This window comes from Pseudomonas quebecensis, assembly GCF_026410085.1.
Classification (GTDB): Bacteria; Pseudomonadota; Gammaproteobacteria; order Pseudomonadales; family Pseudomonadaceae; genus Aquipseudomonas; species Aquipseudomonas quebecensis.
In genome coordinates this window covers 3,448,572-3,464,376 of sequence record NZ_CP112866.1, presented here as the reverse complement: position 1 = coordinate 3,464,376, position 15,805 = coordinate 3,448,572, and the positions used below count along the sequence as shown (strand labels likewise).

The following is a 15,805-nucleotide window of genomic DNA, read 5'->3' as shown; positions in this document are numbered from 1 at the left end:
GTCACACACGGTGTTGGATGTAGCGATTTACCTGGTATTGGGCGCGGCCCTCGGCACGGTCGGCGGGCTGTTTGGCATTGGTGGCGGGCTGATTGCTATCCCGGTGCTGGGCGTGCTGTTCGGCCTGGATCAACAGATTGCCCAAGGCACGGCGCTGGTCATGGTGGTGCCCAACGTGATGCTGGCGCTGTGGCGCTATCATCAACGCAACCGTATCGAATTGCGCCACGCCTTACCGTTGGGCGTGATGGGGTTTATCTTCGCCTGGCTGGGATCGATCTGGGCGGTTGGTCTGGATGCCGGGGCGATGCGCATTGGCTTTATCGCGTTTTTGCTGGTGCTGTCGGCTTACAACGTGCTGCGCATGTTCACACGCAACGCGCCGCCTACGGCGCACATGCGCTACAGCTGGCCGTGGCTGGGCGTGTTGGGTGCGGCGTCCGGCTCCATGGGTGGTTTGTTCGGGGTCGGCGGCGCGGTCGTCGCCACACCCGTATTGACCAGCGTGTTCGGCACGACCCAGGTAGTCGCGCAAGGCTTGTCGCTCGCGCTCGCGCTGCCCAGCACCAGCGTGACCCTGGTGGCCTATGCCTGGCATCACGAAGTGGATTGGATGATCGGTATGCCGCTGGCCATCGGCGGGTTGCTCAGCATCAGCTGGGGCGTGAAAGTCGCCCATGCGATGCCGGAACGGCTGCTGCGCGGCTTGTTCTGCGGCTTTCTGGTGGCGTGTGCGGTGATGTTGATGTTCAAAGTCTGAAGCCTTCACGGATGTAATCGGCCAGGCATTCGGTGATCGGCGAGGTCATCGTTGCGTTGCGCAACAAATGCAGGTTCATCGACGGCAGCGGCGGGAAGCCTTCGTCGCTGCCGAGCACGCGCAACTCTTCGGTCACCAGGCTTTCCATGCAGATCATCACCGCCAGCCCGGCGTTGACCACCGCCTGGATCGCCGCGACGTTGGTGCTGTGATAGGCCAGGCGATAGTCCCGTCCGGCCGCCTCCAGCGCGGCGCGGGTCCATTGGGTATAGACGCAATCGTTGCCGGACACCGCCAGTGGCAGCGCGTCGTGTTCGTCCGCGCAAAAGCACGGGGCCGCGGCCCACACCATGCGCTCGGTACGCAGCAGCTCGCCGAGTTCGTTGCCCGGCTCGCGGCTGACCACGGTTAACGCCAGATCCCGTCGCTGCATCAGCACCGCTGACGACTCACAATGCATCTCGATCTGGATCAACGGATACGCCTTGGAAAATGGCTTGAGAATACCCGGCAGGAAGCGCATCACGTAGTCGTCAGGCGTGCCGATGCGCACCAGCCCGACCATATGCGGCTCACGCAAGGTGTTGAACACTTCGCTGTGCAGCTTGAGGATACGCCGCGCATACCCCAGCAACACCTGGCCCTCCGGCGTCAATCGCACCTGGCGACCCTCGCGCTCAAACAGCTTGCGCTGCAGCACATCTTCCTCCAGGCGCTTCATCTGCATGCTTACCGCCGACTGAGTGCGGTTGACCGACTCACCGGCGCGGGTAAAACCGCCATGATCGGCAATGGCCACGAAGGTGCGCAGTACGTCTGTATCGATACTTGGGTAGCCGGACAATTGATCAATCTCGGAGATGTGTTGCATAAGAAACATTCGTTGGATTGATCATAGCCCCGCGCACACACTGGCGTCATCCCCAAGGGAGGGTGACAGCATGAAAGGTCAGAAAGGTTTTGTGCTGTTGGCGAAGCGCCCGTTTGCCGGGCTGTTTCAGGTCGTGAGCCGGTGGCAGGCATTGCATCAGGAGCGTCAGTTGCTGGCCACTTTGAGCGACGACGCATTGAAGGACCTTGGTCTCAACCGCGCTGACGTTGAGCGCGAGCGTCATCAGCATTTTTGGCAGGACCCGCTGCGAAAATAGCCATGGATGCAGTAGGGTAGGCGGCGAGGCCCGATGGAGACTGACATGCCCGCCGACCCGTGTTTTTCACTCAAGCAAGCGCGCCGCCTGGTGTTGGCGGCCCAAGGCTTCGCCGGGCGGCAGCCGCCGGCGCTGATCAAGGCCGCTCATGTAAACCGCTTGATCGAGCGTTTGGGGGTACTGCAGATCGACTCGGTCAACGCGTTGGTGCGTGCCCATTACCTGCCGCTGTTTTCGCGCCTGGGCAGCTATTCCCCGTCGATTCTCGAACAAGCGGCCTGGAGTCAGGGGCGGCGGCGTTCGTTGTTCGAGTACTGGGGGCATGAGGCCTCGTTGCTGCCGATGGCGCTGTACCCATTGATGCGCTGGCGCATGGCGCGGGCGCAGCAGGGGCAGGGCATTTATGCGCAGATGGCGCGTTTCGGTCGTGAACAACAGGCGGTGATCCAGCGCGTGCTGAAGACCGTGGAGCAACAGGGCGCGCTTGGCGCGGGCAGCCTGTCGACCCGAGCAGAGCGCGCCGGGCCGTGGTGGGACTGGAGTGACGAGAAGCACGCGCTGGAATGGCTGTTCGCGGCAGGCCTGGTCACTGTGGCCGGTCGACGTGGCTTCGAGCGTCTGTACGATTTGCCGGAGCGGGTCATCCCCAGCGATATCCTGCGCATCCGCGTAAGCGAAGCCGAGGCTCAGCGCGCGCTGTTGTTGCACAGCGCCACCGCCTTGGGCGTGGGCACCGAAAAAGACCTGCGCGATTACTTTCGACTGGATCCCGCCGACAGCCGCACTCGCCTCGCCGAGCTGGTGGATGCGGGCCAGTTGCTCAGTTGTCGGGTGCAGGGCTGGAAGCAACCGGCGTACTGCCTGCCAACCCCAACCGTGCCGCGCAAAGTGCTGGCCAGTGCCTTGCTGTCGCCGTTCGATTCACTGATCTGGGAGCGCAGCCGCACTGAGCGTCTATTTGATTTCCGCTACCGGCTGGAGATCTACACCCCGCAACACAAGCGGGTGTACGGCTATTACGTGCTGCCGTTCCTGCACAATGAACGCATCGCCGCGCGGGTTGACCTGCGCGCCGAACGCACCCACTCGCGCCTGGCGGTGCATGCGGTGCACGAAGAAGAGCCGGGCCTGGACGAAGAAGGGATGCAAGCGTTGGCCGTGAATTTGCGCCAGATGGCCGACTGGCTGGGGTTGCAGCAGATACAGCTCAATTGCCAAAGGCCCAGTGCCGATCGATTGCGCGGCGCGATGATCGGCTTGGATGTTGGCCGTTAGGGCCTTATCGCGGGCAAGCCCGGCTCACACAGGGAATGCTTTGCATCGAACACTGCATTCCCTGTGGGTGTGGGCTTGCCCACGAGGGCGTCGGCCCAGTCTCAGCGTTTGACCTGCTTCAACGTCTCGGCAATCAGGAACGCCAGTTCCAGCGATTGATCGGCATTCATCCGTGGGTCGCAGTGGGTGTGGTAGCGGTCTGACAAGCCATCCTCGGTGATCGGCCGGGCGCCGCCGATGCATTCGGTGACGTTCTGCCCGGTCATCTCGATATGGATCCCGCCGGCATAGGTGCCCTCGGCCTGATGCACCTGGAAGAACGCTTTCACCTCCGCCAGGATCTGCGCAAAATCCCGAGTCTTGTAGCCGCTGCTGGCCTTGATCGTATTGCCGTGCATCGGGTCGGAACTCCACAGCACCTGCTTGCCCTCGCGCTGCACGGCGCGGATCAGGTTGGGGAGGTGGTCGCCGACCTTGCCGGCGCCCATGCGGGCGATGAGGTTGAGGCGGCCGGGGTCGTTGTCCGGGTTGAGGATGTCGATCAGGCGGATCAGATCGTCCGGGTCCATGCTTGGGCCGACCTTGACCCCGATCGGGTTGTTCACCCCGCGCAGGAATTCGACATGGGCGCCGTCCAATTGGCGGGTGCGGTCGCCGATCCACAGCATATGGGCCGAGCAGTCGTAATAGTCGTTGGTCAGGCTGTCCCGGCGTACGAAGGCCTGTTCATAATTGAGCAGCAACGCTTCGTGGGCGGTGAAGAAGCTGGTTTCGCGCAGTTGCGGCGAGCTGTCCATGCCGCAGGCACGCATGAAAGCCAGGGTTTCGTCGATGCGGTCGGCCAGTTGGCTGTATTTGTCGGCCAGCGCCGAGTTGGCAATGAAGTCCAGGTTCCATTTATGCACCTGGTGCAAATCGGCAAAGCCGCCCTGGGCGAACGCGCGCAGCAGGTTGAGGGTGGCGGTGGACTGATGGTAGGACTGCAGCAGGCGGTCCGGATCGGGCACGCGGCTTTTTTCGTCGAAGCCGATGCCGTTGACGATGTCGCCGCGGTAGGCGGGCAGGGTGATGCCGTCGATGGTTTCATCATTGGCGGAGCGTGGCTTGGCGAATTGGCCGGCCATGCGTCCGACTTTCACCACCGGGCACCCGGCGGCAAAGGTCATCACGATGGCCATCTGCAGCAGCACCTTGAAGGTGTCGCGGATTTTTGCGGCGGAGAACTCGGCGAAACTTTCGGCGCAGTCGCCACCCTGCAGCAGAAAAGCCCGGCCCTGGGTCACTTCGGCAAACTGGCGGCGCAACTCGCGTGCTTCCCCGGCAAACACCAGCGGCGGGTAGCTGGCCAGGCTCTGCTCCACCTGCAACAGGTGCGCGGCGTCCGGGTAGTGGGGTTGTTGCTGGATCGGCAGGGCGCGCCAGCTCTCGGGGCTCCACGGTTGGCTCATCTTGAACTCGATTGGCTGATTGACGGTCGGGCGCCAATGTTATCAGCAATTAGTGCGTGACCTGCTGCCGCCGGTTGGCCGACAATCGCGCCTTTGCCTCACGGTAAACCCTTTAGGAGCAGTGATGACAGAGGAGCGTGTCGAGCGCGTGCTGGCCGAGGTCCATGATGACTTCGGCATGATCCGTGTGCTCGAAGTGGCCGATTACCGGTTTCTCGAATTCGGCGATGCCATTGAGCAAAGCTGCGTGTTCACCGCCGACCCAAGCTGGCTGGAATACGACTACACCCGCGCCATGCTGATTGGCGCGTTGTGCCACGAGCAGCCGGAGAGCGCGCTGTTCCTCGGCCTGGGTGCCGGTACGCTGACCCAGGCGTGCCTCAAGTTCCTGCCGTTGGAAGACGTGGAGGCCATCGAACTGCGCCCGGATGTACCACGGCTGGCCATCGAGTACATGGGGCTGGACGACGATCCGCGTCTGTATATTCGCATCGGCGATGCCCTGCAGTTGCTGGAAAGCGCGGAAACGGCCGATCTGATTTTCGTCGACCTGTACACGGATGTCGGCCCCGGCGTTGGGCACTTGGCCTGGGCGTTCCTGGAAAACTGCCAGAAGAAGCTCAACCCCGGCGGCTGGCTGGTCATCAACCAATGGGCCACCGACGATGGCAAGCCATTGGGCGCGGCGTTGCTGCGCGGCTTGTACCACCGCCACTACTGGGAATTGCCGGTGAAGGAGGGCAACGTGATCCTGTTGGTGTCATCGGATCTGGATCAAACGTTGGACATGCAGGCGCTCGCGGGCCGCGCCGAAGCGCTGGCGCCGCGACTGGGTTACTCGTTGCAGCCGTTGATCAAGGCGATTCGCCCGGCCACCTGAGTGGCTGAGCGTGCCTTAAAGCCGACAGGCCCGATGACTTAACGGTGCGGTGCGCGAGCAGGTTTCGGACCAAACGAACGTGCAGGACAGGTGAACCGTTTAAGCGCCTTGACCAGCGGGGCCGGGCCTTTGAAAAACCAAGCCCCTGGCCTGGCGTTCAAAAAGCTCTGGCGCAACGCGCTTTATCGGCGCCCGGCGATAAAAAAAGCTCCCTTTTTCAGGTATTTCCGGTATAGTGCGCGCCGGCCTTTAAGCAGGCCGCGTTTAGGTAGCGCAATTCCCCGAAGTCAGCTTCGGCTGCACGTCCGCACAGCGGACTCTTCCTTGACGAATCTTTTTCATTCATTCGTTTTCGCAAATCCCCGCCGACAAAGCAGCCAGGGCGACTCTTGAGTCTCAACACGGCATGCGCAGCTTTGGAGCATGGGTCTTTGCGGATGCACTCAGAGGCAGACCCATGACCCAGGAAACCGGCGGCTTCGCCGCTTTTAATCTTAACCCGAACATTCTTGCAGCCGTCGCAGCGACCGGCTACGAAGAACCTTCGGCTATCCAGCAGCAATCGATCCCGATCATCATGGCCGGCAAGGACATGATCGGCCAGGCGCAAACCGGTACCGGTAAAACCGCCGCGTTCGCCCTGCCTATCCTGCACTGCATCGATCCTGCCAAGCGCGAACCGCAAGCCCTGATCCTGGCGCCAACCCGCGAGTTGGCGCTGCAAGTAGCAACCGCTTTTGAAACCTACGCCAAGCAAATGCCGGGCGTTACTGTCGTGGCCGTCTACGGCGGTGCGCCGATGGGCCCGCAGCTCAAGGCCATCCGCAACGGCGCGCAGATTGTTGTCGCCACTCCAGGCCGTCTGTGCGACCACCTGCGTCGCGACGAGAAAGTCCTGTCGACCGTAAACCACCTGGTGCTCGACGAAGCTGACGAAATGTTGAAGCTGGGCTTCATGGATGACCTGGAAGTCATCTTCAAGTCCCTGCCGGCGACCCGTCAGACCGTACTGTTCTCGGCCACCCTGCCACAGTCGATCCGTGCCATTGCCGAACGCCACCTGCGCGATCCGGAGCACGTGAAGATCCAGACCAAGACTCAGACCGTGACCGCGATCGAACAGGCTCACCTGTTGGTTCACGCTGACCAGAAGACCTCGGCGGTATTGAGCCTGCTGGAAGTCGAAGACTTCGATGCCCTGATCATGTTCGTGCGCACCAAGCAAGCGACCCTGGACCTGGCCAGCGCCCTGGAAGCCAAAGGCTACAAGGCCGCTGCGCTGAACGGCGACATTGCCCAGAACCAGCGTGAGCGCGTGATCGACTCCCTCAAGGATGGCCGTCTGGACATCGTTGTGGCGACTGACGTTGCCGCCCGTGGCCTCGACGTTCCACGTATCACCCACGTGTTCAACGTTGACATGCCTTACGACCCCGAGTCCTACGTTCACCGTATCGGCCGTACCGGCCGCGCCGGTCGCGAAGGTCGCGCACTGCTGCTGGTGACGCCACGTGAGCGCCGCATGCTGCAGGTGATCGAACGCGTCACCGGTCAGAAAGTTGCAGAAGTCCGCCTGCCGGATGCCCAGGCCGTTCTCGATGCCCGCATCAAGAAACTGACCAACAGCCTGGCACCCCTGGTGGCTGACGCTGAATCGACCCACGGCGACCTGCTGGATCGCCTGACCGCCGATATCGGTTGCACTCCACGTGCCCTGGCCGCTGCGCTGCTGCGCAAAGCGACCAACGGGCAGGCCCTGACCCTGGCAGCCATCGAGAAAGAACGTCCACTGGTACCGAACAGCGCGCCACGCGGTGATCGTCCAGAGCGTTCCGGCGACCGTCCAGACCGTGGTGATCGTGAGCGTCGCGCTCCGGTTCCATTGGCTGAAGGTCGTGCCCGTTGCCGTACCGCCCTGGGCGCGCGCGATGGTATCGCTGCCAAGAACCTGCTGGGCGCTATCCTCAACGAGGGTGGTCTGGCACGTGAAGCCATCGGTCGTATCCAGGTCCGCGACAGCTTCTCCCTGGTGGAGCTGCCGGAAGACGGTCTGGAAAAACTGCTGACCAAGCTCAAAGACACACGCGTTGCCGGTAAGCAGCTGAAGCTGCGTCGCTACCGCGAAGATTGATCCGCCCCCTGGGTTGATTGATCGCACAAAAAAAATCCCCGACCGGTTCGGGGATTTTTTTTGCCTGGGTTTTGCGCTCAGTCGAAGCGGTAGATGTCCATGCCCAGCGCGCCCATCGTAAAGCCCTGGTGGGCCACACTGAACGCGCCGCCGGCCCCGCGTGCGAAGTACAAGGGCAGCAGGTGCTCGTCGCTGGGATGGTTGCGTACGGCGTGCGGTGCCCGCAGGCGATAATCGTGCAGCGCGGCTTCGTCATCTGCCACGAGCTTTTCCACGATCCAGTCGCGGAACGCGCGAGCCCAGGGCTCTATGCTTTCCGGCCCGGCGTGCCAGTCCAGCTCACCCAGGTTGTGGGTGATGCTGCCGGAGCCGATCAGCAGCACGTGCTGTTTTCGCAGGTCGGCAAGGGCACGGCCCACGCGGGTTTGCAGGGCGGGGCCCATGCGACTGGGCAACGACACCTGCACCACGGGAATATCCGCCGCCGGGTACATCAGCGACAGCGGCACCCAGGTACCGTGGTCGAACGGGCGCTGGTTGTCGATGCGCGCGCTCAGGCCGTCGGCCTGGAGCAAGTCGACGATGGCGTGGGCCAACTCCGGGGCGCCGGGGGCGGGATACTGCACGGCGAACAGTTCGCGAGGGAAGCCGCCGAAATCGTGCCAGGTTTCGGGAGCTGCATTGCCACTGACCAGCAATTCCTGGCTTTCCCAGTGCGCCGACACCACCACAATCGCTGTTGGCCTTGGCAGGTGCGCCGCCAATTGCCGCAGCGCCGGCCCGGAGGCGCCGGGCTGCAGGGCCAGCATGGGCGAACCGTGGGAGATAAACAGGCTGGGGAGCATAAAAGGGGTCCTGAGCGTTAACATGGGCCCATCTTTAATCAGATCATTGATCTAAATCTAATATAAGTTTTAGCTCCATTTGATCGAATTTTCGGGGGGAGTCATGGAACCTGAATTCTGGCTTGACCGTTGGGCGCGCAATCAGATCGGCTTTCACCTGGCCGAGGTCAACCCTTACTTGCAGCGGCACTGGCCCTCACTGGGTCTGGCTCACGGTGCGCAGGTGTTGGTACCGCTGTGCGGCAAAAGCCTGGACCTGATATGGCTGGCCAGCCTGGGGCATCGCGTGCTCGGAGTGGAGCTGTCGGAGCAGGCCGTGCAGGCCTTCTTCAGTGAGCAGGGCCTGCAGCCGAGAATGGCAAGGCACGGTGCGTTCACGGTTTATCGGGCCAGCTCGATCGAGGTGTGGTGCGGGGATTTCTTTGCGTTGGACGCCGAGGCATTGGCCGATTGCACAGCGCTGTACGACCGTGCCGCGTTGATCGCTTTACCGCCGTTGCTGCGGGCGCGCTATACCGAGCACTTGAACCAGGTGCTGCGCCCTGGCTGTGAGGGCCTGTTGATCACCCTGGATTACGATCAGGCACTCAAGGCCGGGCCGCCGTTTGCCGTGGCCCATGACGAGGTGCAGGTTTTGCTGGGCTCGCATTGGACGGTGGATGTGCTGGAAGAGCGCGACATCCTCGACGAGAGCTGGAAGTTCGTGCAGGACGGTGTCACGCGCCTGGACGAACGTGCCTACCGGCTGACCAGGATATAAACCGCGCCCGCAAAAAAGGGGCGATCAGATCGCCCCTTGTACGTGTCGCCCGTTGACCTCAGCCGCGACGGCGCAGTGCGTCGATACGCTCCTCCAACGGTGGGTGGCTCATGAACATGCGAGCCAGGCCCTGCTTGATGCCGCCATTGATACCAAAGGCGGTCAGGCTGTCCGGCATATGCACCGGCAGGCCCTGCTCGGAGCGCAGGTGTTGCAGCGCCGCGATCATCGCCCCCGTACCGGCAAGGCGCGCACCGGCTTCGTCTGCGCGGAACTCGCGTTTGCGCGAGAACCACATCACGATCGCGCTGGCCAGGAAGCCCAGCACCACTTCAGCGAAAATGGTCGCCACGAAGTAGGCGATGCCGCGGCCCTCTTCGTTTTTGAAGATCACCTTGTCGACAAAGTTGCCGATGATCCGCGCAAAGAACATCACGAAGGTGTTCACCACGCCCTGTACCAGCGCCAGGGTGACCATGTCGCCGTTGGCCACGTGGCCAATCTCATGCGCCAGCACGGCCTTCACTTCATCGTACGAGAAGCGTTCGAGCATGCCCTGGCTGACGGCCACGAGCGCGTCGTTCTTGTTCCAGCCGGTCGCAAAGGCATTGGCCTCATACGCCGGGAAAATCCCGACTTCGGGCATCTTGATGCCCGCCTCGCGGGACAACTGCTCGACGGTCTGCAGCAACCATTGCTCGTGCCGGGTGCGGGGCTGGGTGATGATCTGGGTGCTGGTGCTCATCTTCGCCATCCATTTGGAGATGAACAGCGAGAACAGCGAGCCGGCAAAACCAAAGACCGCACAGAAAACCAGCAGCTGATTGAGGTTCAGGTCAACCCCATTGGCCGCCATGAACCCGTTGAAGCCGAAAAGGCTCAGGGTGACGCTGGCAATCAGTACGACCGCCAGGTTAGTGGCCAAGAACAGCAGGATGCGCATCATGGTTGTAGAGTTCTCCTCATGCTTAATATGTTGCGTACTGCGGGGTATATAAGGTGCGGCATAGGGTGATTCAACCGAGCGACTATTTCAAACTGTGTCCTACAGCCTGAATGTAGACCCTTGAAGGGAATTTCCCACATGGAACATCGCCCGATATCGACCTTCTTTTGCCTTGCGGCCCTGTAATTGTAGGGGGATAGCGGCAAGCGCGAGGCTGGGGCAGTGCGCAGCAGGGCAATCGATATAGAAGTGTTGCCAGATGCTCGCCGTACGACTGAATGGAAGTCGCACGGCGGCATATTCGTTACTGGCGATAGGACTTCAGGAAGCTGCCGATACGACCAATGGCCATTTCCAGGTCATCCACGCGCGGCAAGGTCACCACGCGAAAGTGATCCGGCCACGGCCAGTTGAACGCCGTGCCCTGCACCACCAGCAGCTTTTCCGACAGCAACAGGTCGAGCACGAACTTCTCGTCGTTAAGGATCGGGCAGACCTTTGGATCGATACGAGGGAAGGCGTACAACGCGCCCATCGGCTTGACGCAGCTCACGCCCGGAATGTCGTTGAGCAACTCCCAGGTACGGTTGCGTTGCTCCAGCAGACGGCCTTGCGGCAGCACCAGGTCGTTGATGCTCTGGTAGCCCCCCAGGGCGGTCTGGATCGCATGCTGGCTTGGCACGTTGGCACACAGACGCATATTGGCCAGCATGTCGATGCCTTCGATATAGCTCTGGGCGTTGTGCTTGGGGCCGGAAATGGCAATCCACCCGGAACGGAAACCCGCCACGCGGTAGGACTTGGACAGGCCGTTGAAGGTCAGGCACAGCAGGTCCGGCGCCAGGGACGCGGTGCACACATGCATGGCGTCGTCGTACAGGATCTTGTCGTAGATTTCGTCGGAGAACACCACCAGGTTGTGCTGGCGCGCCAGTTCGAGCATGCCCAGCAGCACTTCCTTCGAATACACGGCGCCGGTGGGGTTGTTCGGGTTGATGATCACCAGCGCCTTGGTGTTCGGCGTGATCCTGGCCTTGATGTCCGCCAGGTCAGGAAACCAATCGGCGCCTTCGTCGCACAGGTAATGCACCGGGTTGCCGCCGGCCAGGGTTACTGCGGCGGTCCACAGCGGGTAGTCAGGCGCCGGCACCAGTACTTCGTCGCCATTGTTGAGCAGGGCCTGCATGGACATCACGATCAGTTCGGACACACCGTTGCCCAGGTAGATGTCTTCGATGCCGACGCCTTCCACCTGCTTTTGCTGGTAGTACTGCATCACCGCCTTGCGTGCGCTGAACAGGCCCTTGGAGTCGCTGTAGCCTTGGGCGGTGGGCAGGTTGCGGATCACGTCCTGGAGGATTTCGTCCGGCGCTTCGAAACCAAACGGCGCCGGGTTGCCGATATTCAGCTTGAGGATGCGATGACCTTCCTCTTCCAGGCGCTTGGCGTGCTTGAGCACTGGGCCGCGAATGTCATAGCAGACGTTGGCGAGCTTGTTCGATTTGCTGACCTGCATGGCGATGTGATCCTGAAAATGAACGATCCAGACGGCGCGGGCACTACCGTACTGTGAAGGCTGCGAGGTCCGCACCCGGAAATACGTTTGAATGCCGGTAGCGCGGGTGCCAGACTGGCGTTTTGAAGAGGCGCAATCATACGTGCCGCCTGATCCACGGAAAAGACACAGATCAGGGTTTTTCAGTTACCGAGGTGTACCGATGGAAAAGTTGCAGAAAACCGTTGAAGAATGGAAAGCGATGCTGGATCCGGAGCAGTACAACGTATGCCGGCTCAAGGGTACCGAGCGACCGTTCAGCGGCAAGTACAACGGCACCAAAACGGACGGCGTGTACCACTGCATTTGCTGCAATGCACCGCTGTTCGATTCCAACGCCAAGTTTGACTCCGGCTGTGGCTGGCCCAGCTTCTATGAGCCGATCGCCGACAGCGCGATGGTCGAGATCCGTGACGTCAGCCACGGCATGATCCGCACCGAAGTCACCTGCGCCAAGTGCGACGCGCACCTGGGCCATGTGTTCCCGGACGGCCCGCCGCCGACAGGCTTGCGTTATTGCATCAACTCGGTGTGCCTGGACCTGGTGCCCCGTTGAAGTGAGCGGGCGCGTTGTTCGCGCCCCATGATCCGGCCTGATGGGGCATGATCAGTGCGCTCAATTAAATTGTGTGCAATTGAATTGCTCGCTACTTTAAAACCTTCAACTTTAATAATCCGAGGCACTGCCATGAGCGACAACCTGCTGAGCATCCCCTGCACGACTATCAAGGGTGAGCAAAAGACCTTGGCCGATTTCGCCGGCAAGGCCGTGCTGGTGGTCAATACCGCCAGCAAATGCGGCTTCACGCCTCAGTACAGGGGGCTTGAGCAACTGTGGCAGCAGTACAAGGACCAGGGGCTGGTGGTGCTGGGCTTCCCTTGCAACCAGTTCGGCAAGCAGGAGCCGGGCGATGAAGGCGCGATTTCCGAATTCTGCGAGTTGAATTACGGCGTCAGCTTCCCGCTGTTCAAAAAAATCGATGTCAACGGTAGCGATGCCCACCCGTTATTCGTGCAGTTGAAAAACCAGGCGCCGGGACTGCTCGGTTCCAAGGGCATCAAGTGGAATTTCACCAAGTTCCTGATCGGTCGCGAGGGTCAGGTCGTCAAGCGCTTCGGCCCGACGACTAAGCCGCAGGACCTGGCCCCGGAGATCGAAGCCTTGCTCAAATGACCGAGATGCCGGCCGTATCACTGGCCCTGGACAACCAGCTGTGTTTCAAACTGTATGCCGCCTCGCGGGCGGTGACCCGTGCCTATAAACCGATGCTCGATTCATTGGGCCTCACCTACCCGCAGTACCTGGTGATGCTGGTGTTGTGGGAGTGGCACGCCCTCCCGCCGGCGCAGCCCACGGTCAAGAGCCTGGGCGAACGCCTGATGCTCGACTCCGGCACGCTCACGCCCTTGCTCAAGCGCCTTGAACAACGGGCCTGGGTGCAGCGTCGGCGCAGCGCCGGGGATGAGCGCGAAGTGCACCTGAGTTTGAGCGAAGCCGGCGTGCAACTGCGCGACCATACGCACCGCCTCAAAGCACGCCTATTGTGTGACAGCGGCATCGACCTGAACCAGGCGGATGCCCTGCGCGATGGCCTGGACCAGTTGCTTGGGCAGCTCAGAGAGGGTTCGTCATCGGCACCCATAGGTCCAGCAGGGCGTTGAGCTCTTCGCGACGGAACGGCTTTGCCAGGTAGTCGCTCATCCCGGCGGCCCGACAACGCTCACGCTCTTCGGACATGGCATTGGCCGTCAGGGCAACAATCGGCAGGTCCGGCCAGCGCCCGCTGCTACGAATCTGTCGGCTGGCTTCGTAGCCATTCATCACCGGCATATTGCAGTCCATCAACACCATGTCGAAGGTCTGCTGCTCCAGGCATTTAAGCGCTTCGCCCCCGTGGGCGGCCACGATCACCTCGCATCCCAGTTTGCTGAGCATGCCCTTGGCCACCAATTGGTTGACCGGGTTGTCCTCCACCAACAGGATGCGCGCCCGGTGGGCCAGCGGGGGGGACTCCAGTTGGACCGGATCAAGGATCAACTGGCCATCGCTGCGCAAAGTACGTTGCAGGATCTGATACAGCGCGTTGCGGCTCAACGGGCGCGCCTGTTGCTGCAGGGGGGCGAGGGCTGCCACTTCTTCGCCGGGCATGAAATTGCCGTAGGCCGTCACCACCAGGATCGGCGCGGTAATCCCCGGCCGCAGACGGAACAGGCACTCCGGGCAGTCGGTGATCAGCAGGTCGGGGGTTTGCCCGGTCAGATCCTGGTCCTGAGGGTAGCAGCGCGGGGTCAGGCCCCAGTGGGGCAACAGGGTGTTCAGTAACTCTGTCAGGCCACTGCTGGCGTTAGTGATGGCGATGACTTCGCCGCTCAATGGCGGTGGCTGCACGGCGGGCGAATGGGGCGGCAGAGGCAGTTCGGCGCAGAATTGGCTGCCAAAGCCGACTTCCGAACTGATGCTCAAGCGGCCGTGCATGGCTTCGCACAGGTTGCGCGTGAGGGCCAGGCCCAGGCCCGTGCCACCGAACTGACGGGTAATGCCGGCGCCGGCCTGGGTGAACGGTTGGAAAATTTTTACCTGCGCTTCCTGTGCGATACCGATACCGGTGTCGCAGACTTCGATGCGCACCTTGGCGTCGCAGCTGCTCAGCCGCACATCCACGCGACCAAAGCGCGTGAACTTGAGCGCGTTGGACAGCAGGTTGCTGACGATTTGCCGCACACGCGTCGGGTCGCCCAGCACTTGGGACGGAAATAGAGGGTCGATCAGGCAGGTCAGCTCCACGCTCGGCGCGGCGTTCTGCGATAACAGGTTGGCGGTGTCCTCCACCAGCGCGCCCAGGTCGAACGGGATGCGCTCCAATTCCAGCTGGCCGGCATCGAACTTGGACAGGTCGAGGATATCGTTGAGCAACTCCACCAGCACTTTGCCCGAGTCATGGGCGATGGAGAGCTGCTGGCGCTGCTCGGCGTTCAGGGTGCTGTCCAGGGACAGCGCGATCATCCCCAGCAGACCGTTGAGCGGGGTGCGGATTTCATGGCTCATGTTCGCCAGGAAGGCCGCACGGGCCTGGGCCATGCCCAGTGCATTCATCTTGGCCGCCTCCAGCTCGTCGTTGGACTGGCTCAAGCGCTGGTTACTGGCCTTGAGCTCAAGGGTGCGGGCGGAAACGATGTCTTCCAACTGACCCAGATATTCCGTCAGGCGGTCTTCGGCGTGGCGGCGCTGCTGGATCTCGGTCTGCATGGTTTCAAATTGCTGGTTGGCCACGCTGACCAGAACGCCGATCTCGTCGTTTTCGTGCCCGGGCGGGCAGTCCACGCGGGTATGCCTGCGCTCGCTCAACTCGCGAATGATCCGAACCAGCGGCTGGGTCAGCATCACGTAGAACAGGCCCAGCAGGATCCCGGTCAGCAGCAGGCTGCGTACAAAGCCGTTGAGCAGGGTGATCTCGGCCCGTCGCAGGAAACGGCTGCCGAAGGCGTAGGTGTCCACGTCCAGGCGCAGCACCCCCAGGGCATCGTTGGGCATGTGGCTTAAGTACAGGCGGTCTTCAAACTGGCGGTTGGCGCCAAACAGCAGGTCGCTCACGGTGCGGTACGTGCTTTCGCTGCGTGGCCGGCCGACGTCCGCCAGCACCAGGCCATTGTTGTCGATCAACTGCGCACGGATGATGGCGGGGGAGTGCAGCAGGCCCAGGGTCAATTCCTGCGCCAGCTCGGCGTCAATGTTGTAGGCAATGCGTGAGGCCGGGTTATGGCTGATTTCGATCAGCGAACGTATTTCACGGTTGATGGATGCGTCTTCACTGGCATAATCAATGGCGATTTGGATCAGACTGAGCAAGGTTCCCAAGACGAAACCGACCAGCACAGTCAATCGGGCTTGTTTATAAGACAAGCGGTGGGCGAACTTGATATCCATCGAGTGTTGAACCACTTCACGTTTCCCTTCGCCCGGCAAGCATAGCTGAACATCCACAGGCTCTGGCCTGCCCGGCATGAATCGTTTTATACGCAGCCTTTTGCGGACCGTCGCAGGGTTGCCAATACGCCA

The 15,805-nt window shown here is 61.7% G+C and carries 15 protein-coding genes; 9 read left to right on the top strand and 6 right to left on the bottom strand.

What is annotated here, in order from left to right:
* The first annotated feature begins 10 nt into the window (after nt 1-10).
* Complete coding sequence (locus OSC50_RS16085) at nt 11-760, top strand: sulfite exporter TauE/SafE family protein (protein WP_253511499.1); 750 nt, start codon at nt 11-13, stop codon at nt 758-760.
* Here the strand turns inward: OSC50_RS16085 and OSC50_RS16080 are convergent.
* The gene (locus OSC50_RS16080) at nt 750-1,631 is read right to left on the bottom strand and encodes a LysR family transcriptional regulator (protein WP_253511502.1); all 882 of its coding nucleotides are present in this window, start codon (nt 1,629-1,631) and stop codon (nt 750-752) included. The two genes, OSC50_RS16085 and OSC50_RS16080, sit on opposite strands and share 11 nt — an antisense overlap.
* Before the next feature lie 70 nt (nt 1,632-1,701).
* Here OSC50_RS16080 and OSC50_RS16075 point away from each other — a divergent pair, with 70 nt between their 5' ends.
* Together OSC50_RS16075 and OSC50_RS16070 are read left to right on the top strand one after the other, a co-directional pair.
* Nucleotides 1,702-1,908, top strand: a complete 207-nt coding sequence (locus OSC50_RS16075) for a DUF1127 domain-containing protein (RefSeq protein ID WP_181081569.1) — start codon at nt 1,702-1,704, stop codon at nt 1,906-1,908.
* Nucleotides 1,909-1,953: 45 nt separating this feature from the next.
* Complete coding sequence (locus OSC50_RS16070) at nt 1,954-3,183, top strand: winged helix-turn-helix domain-containing protein (protein ID WP_266248609.1); 1,230 nt, start codon at nt 1,954-1,956, stop codon at nt 3,181-3,183.
* 101 nt (nt 3,184-3,284) lie between these two features.
* Here the strand turns inward: OSC50_RS16070 and OSC50_RS16065 are convergent, their stop codons facing one another.
* Nucleotides 3,285-4,631 carry a class II 3-deoxy-7-phosphoheptulonate synthase gene (locus OSC50_RS16065; protein WP_253511505.1) on the bottom strand — a complete coding sequence of 449 codons (1,347 nt, stop codon included), beginning with the start codon at nt 4,629-4,631 and terminating at the stop codon, nt 3,285-3,287.
* 124 nt (nt 4,632-4,755) lie between these two features.
* Between OSC50_RS16065 and OSC50_RS16060 the strand changes: the two genes are divergently transcribed.
* On the top strand, nt 4,756-5,511 hold the full coding sequence (locus OSC50_RS16060; RefSeq protein WP_266248610.1) for a spermidine synthase: 756 nt from the start codon (nt 4,756-4,758) through the stop codon (nt 5,509-5,511).
* Nucleotides 5,512-5,968: 457 nt separating this feature from the next.
* Nucleotides 5,969-7,642 (top strand): DEAD/DEAH box helicase, encoded by a 1,674-nt coding sequence (locus tag OSC50_RS16055; protein WP_181081573.1) that lies wholly within the window; start codon nt 5,969-5,971, stop codon nt 7,640-7,642.
* Nucleotides 7,643-7,719: 77 nt separating this feature from the next.
* Here the strand turns inward: OSC50_RS16055 and OSC50_RS16050 are convergent, their stop codons facing one another.
* On the bottom strand, nt 7,720-8,487 hold the full coding sequence (locus OSC50_RS16050; protein WP_253511508.1) for a DODA-type extradiol aromatic ring-opening family dioxygenase: 768 nt from the start codon (nt 8,485-8,487) through the stop codon (nt 7,720-7,722).
* Nucleotides 8,488-8,590: 103 nt separating this feature from the next.
* On the opposite strand from OSC50_RS16050, the gene OSC50_RS16045 reads away from it, so the two are divergent.
* Nucleotides 8,591-9,247 carry a thiopurine S-methyltransferase gene (locus tag OSC50_RS16045; protein ID WP_253511511.1) on the top strand — a complete coding sequence of 219 codons (657 nt, stop codon included), beginning with the start codon at nt 8,591-8,593 and terminating at the stop codon, nt 9,245-9,247.
* A gap of 58 nt (nt 9,248-9,305) precedes the next feature.
* Here OSC50_RS16045 and htpX read toward each other — a convergent pair whose 3' ends face one another.
* Nucleotides 9,306-10,193, bottom strand: a complete 888-nt coding sequence (gene htpX / locus OSC50_RS16040) for a protease HtpX (protein WP_181081576.1) — start codon at nt 10,191-10,193, stop codon at nt 9,306-9,308.
* 304 nt (nt 10,194-10,497) lie between these two features.
* Nucleotides 10,498-11,709 (bottom strand): pyridoxal phosphate-dependent aminotransferase, encoded by a 1,212-nt coding sequence (locus OSC50_RS16035; RefSeq protein ID WP_266248611.1) that lies wholly within the window; start codon nt 11,707-11,709, stop codon nt 10,498-10,500.
* 202 nt (nt 11,710-11,911) lie between these two features.
* Here OSC50_RS16035 and msrB point away from each other — a divergent pair, with 202 nt between their 5' ends.
* The 3 genes from msrB to OSC50_RS16020 all read left to right on the top strand — a co-directional run bounded on the left by msrB (nt 11,912) and on the right by OSC50_RS16020 (nt 13,410).
* Entirely contained in the window at nt 11,912-12,304 is a 393-nt protein-coding gene (gene msrB, locus OSC50_RS16030) for a peptide-methionine (R)-S-oxide reductase MsrB (RefSeq protein ID WP_253511517.1), read from the top strand.
* Nucleotides 12,305-12,436: 132 nt separating this feature from the next.
* Nucleotides 12,437-12,922 carry a glutathione peroxidase gene (locus OSC50_RS16025; RefSeq protein WP_253511521.1) on the top strand — a complete coding sequence of 162 codons (486 nt, stop codon included), beginning with the start codon at nt 12,437-12,439 and terminating at the stop codon, nt 12,920-12,922.
* Entirely contained in the window at nt 12,919-13,410 is a 492-nt protein-coding gene (locus OSC50_RS16020; RefSeq protein WP_266248613.1) for a MarR family winged helix-turn-helix transcriptional regulator, read from the top strand. Before OSC50_RS16025 ends, OSC50_RS16020 begins: the two co-directional genes overlap by 4 nt.
* On the opposite strand, the gene OSC50_RS16015 is transcribed toward OSC50_RS16020, so the two are convergent.
* Nucleotides 13,364-15,673 carry a hybrid sensor histidine kinase/response regulator gene (locus OSC50_RS16015; RefSeq protein WP_266248615.1) on the bottom strand — a complete coding sequence of 770 codons (2,310 nt, stop codon included), beginning with the start codon at nt 15,671-15,673 and terminating at the stop codon, nt 13,364-13,366. The two genes, OSC50_RS16020 and OSC50_RS16015, sit on opposite strands and share 47 nt — an antisense overlap.
* Between the last annotated feature and the right edge of the window lie 132 nt (nt 15,674-15,805).

What these genes read in the sequence shown, in the direction of transcription:
- OSC50_RS16065 (WP_253511505.1), bottom strand. Translation starts at nt 4,631, where the DNA reads ATGAGCCAACCGTGGAGCCCCGAGAGCTGGCGCGCCCTGCCGATCCAG.
- OSC50_RS16045 (WP_253511511.1), top strand. Translation starts at nt 8,591, where the DNA reads ATGGAACCTGAATTCTGGCTTGACCGTTGGGCGCGCAATCAGATCGGC.
- OSC50_RS16050 (WP_253511508.1), bottom strand. Translation starts at nt 8,487, where the DNA reads ATGCTCCCCAGCCTGTTTATCTCCCACGGTTCGCCCATGCTGGCCCTG.
- OSC50_RS16070 (WP_266248609.1), top strand. Translation starts at nt 1,954, where the DNA reads ATGCCCGCCGACCCGTGTTTTTCACTCAAGCAAGCGCGCCGCCTGGTG.
- OSC50_RS16025 (WP_253511521.1), top strand. Translation starts at nt 12,437, where the DNA reads ATGAGCGACAACCTGCTGAGCATCCCCTGCACGACTATCAAGGGTGAG.
- OSC50_RS16020 (WP_266248613.1), top strand. Translation starts at nt 12,919, where the DNA reads ATGACCGAGATGCCGGCCGTATCACTGGCCCTGGACAACCAGCTGTGT.
- msrB (WP_253511517.1), top strand. Translation starts at nt 11,912, where the DNA reads ATGGAAAAGTTGCAGAAAACCGTTGAAGAATGGAAAGCGATGCTGGAT.
- OSC50_RS16060 (WP_266248610.1), top strand. Translation starts at nt 4,756, where the DNA reads ATGACAGAGGAGCGTGTCGAGCGCGTGCTGGCCGAGGTCCATGATGAC.
- OSC50_RS16055 (WP_181081573.1), top strand. Translation starts at nt 5,969, where the DNA reads ATGACCCAGGAAACCGGCGGCTTCGCCGCTTTTAATCTTAACCCGAAC.
- OSC50_RS16035 (WP_266248611.1), bottom strand. Translation starts at nt 11,709, where the DNA reads ATGCAGGTCAGCAAATCGAACAAGCTCGCCAACGTCTGCTATGACATT.
- OSC50_RS16075 (WP_181081569.1), top strand. Translation starts at nt 1,702, where the DNA reads ATGAAAGGTCAGAAAGGTTTTGTGCTGTTGGCGAAGCGCCCGTTTGCC.
- OSC50_RS16080 (WP_253511502.1), bottom strand. Translation starts at nt 1,631, where the DNA reads ATGCAACACATCTCCGAGATTGATCAATTGTCCGGCTACCCAAGTATC.
- htpX (WP_181081576.1), bottom strand. Translation starts at nt 10,193, where the DNA reads ATGATGCGCATCCTGCTGTTCTTGGCCACTAACCTGGCGGTCGTACTG.
- OSC50_RS16015 (WP_266248615.1), bottom strand. Translation starts at nt 15,673, where the DNA reads ATGGATATCAAGTTCGCCCACCGCTTGTCTTATAAACAAGCCCGATTG.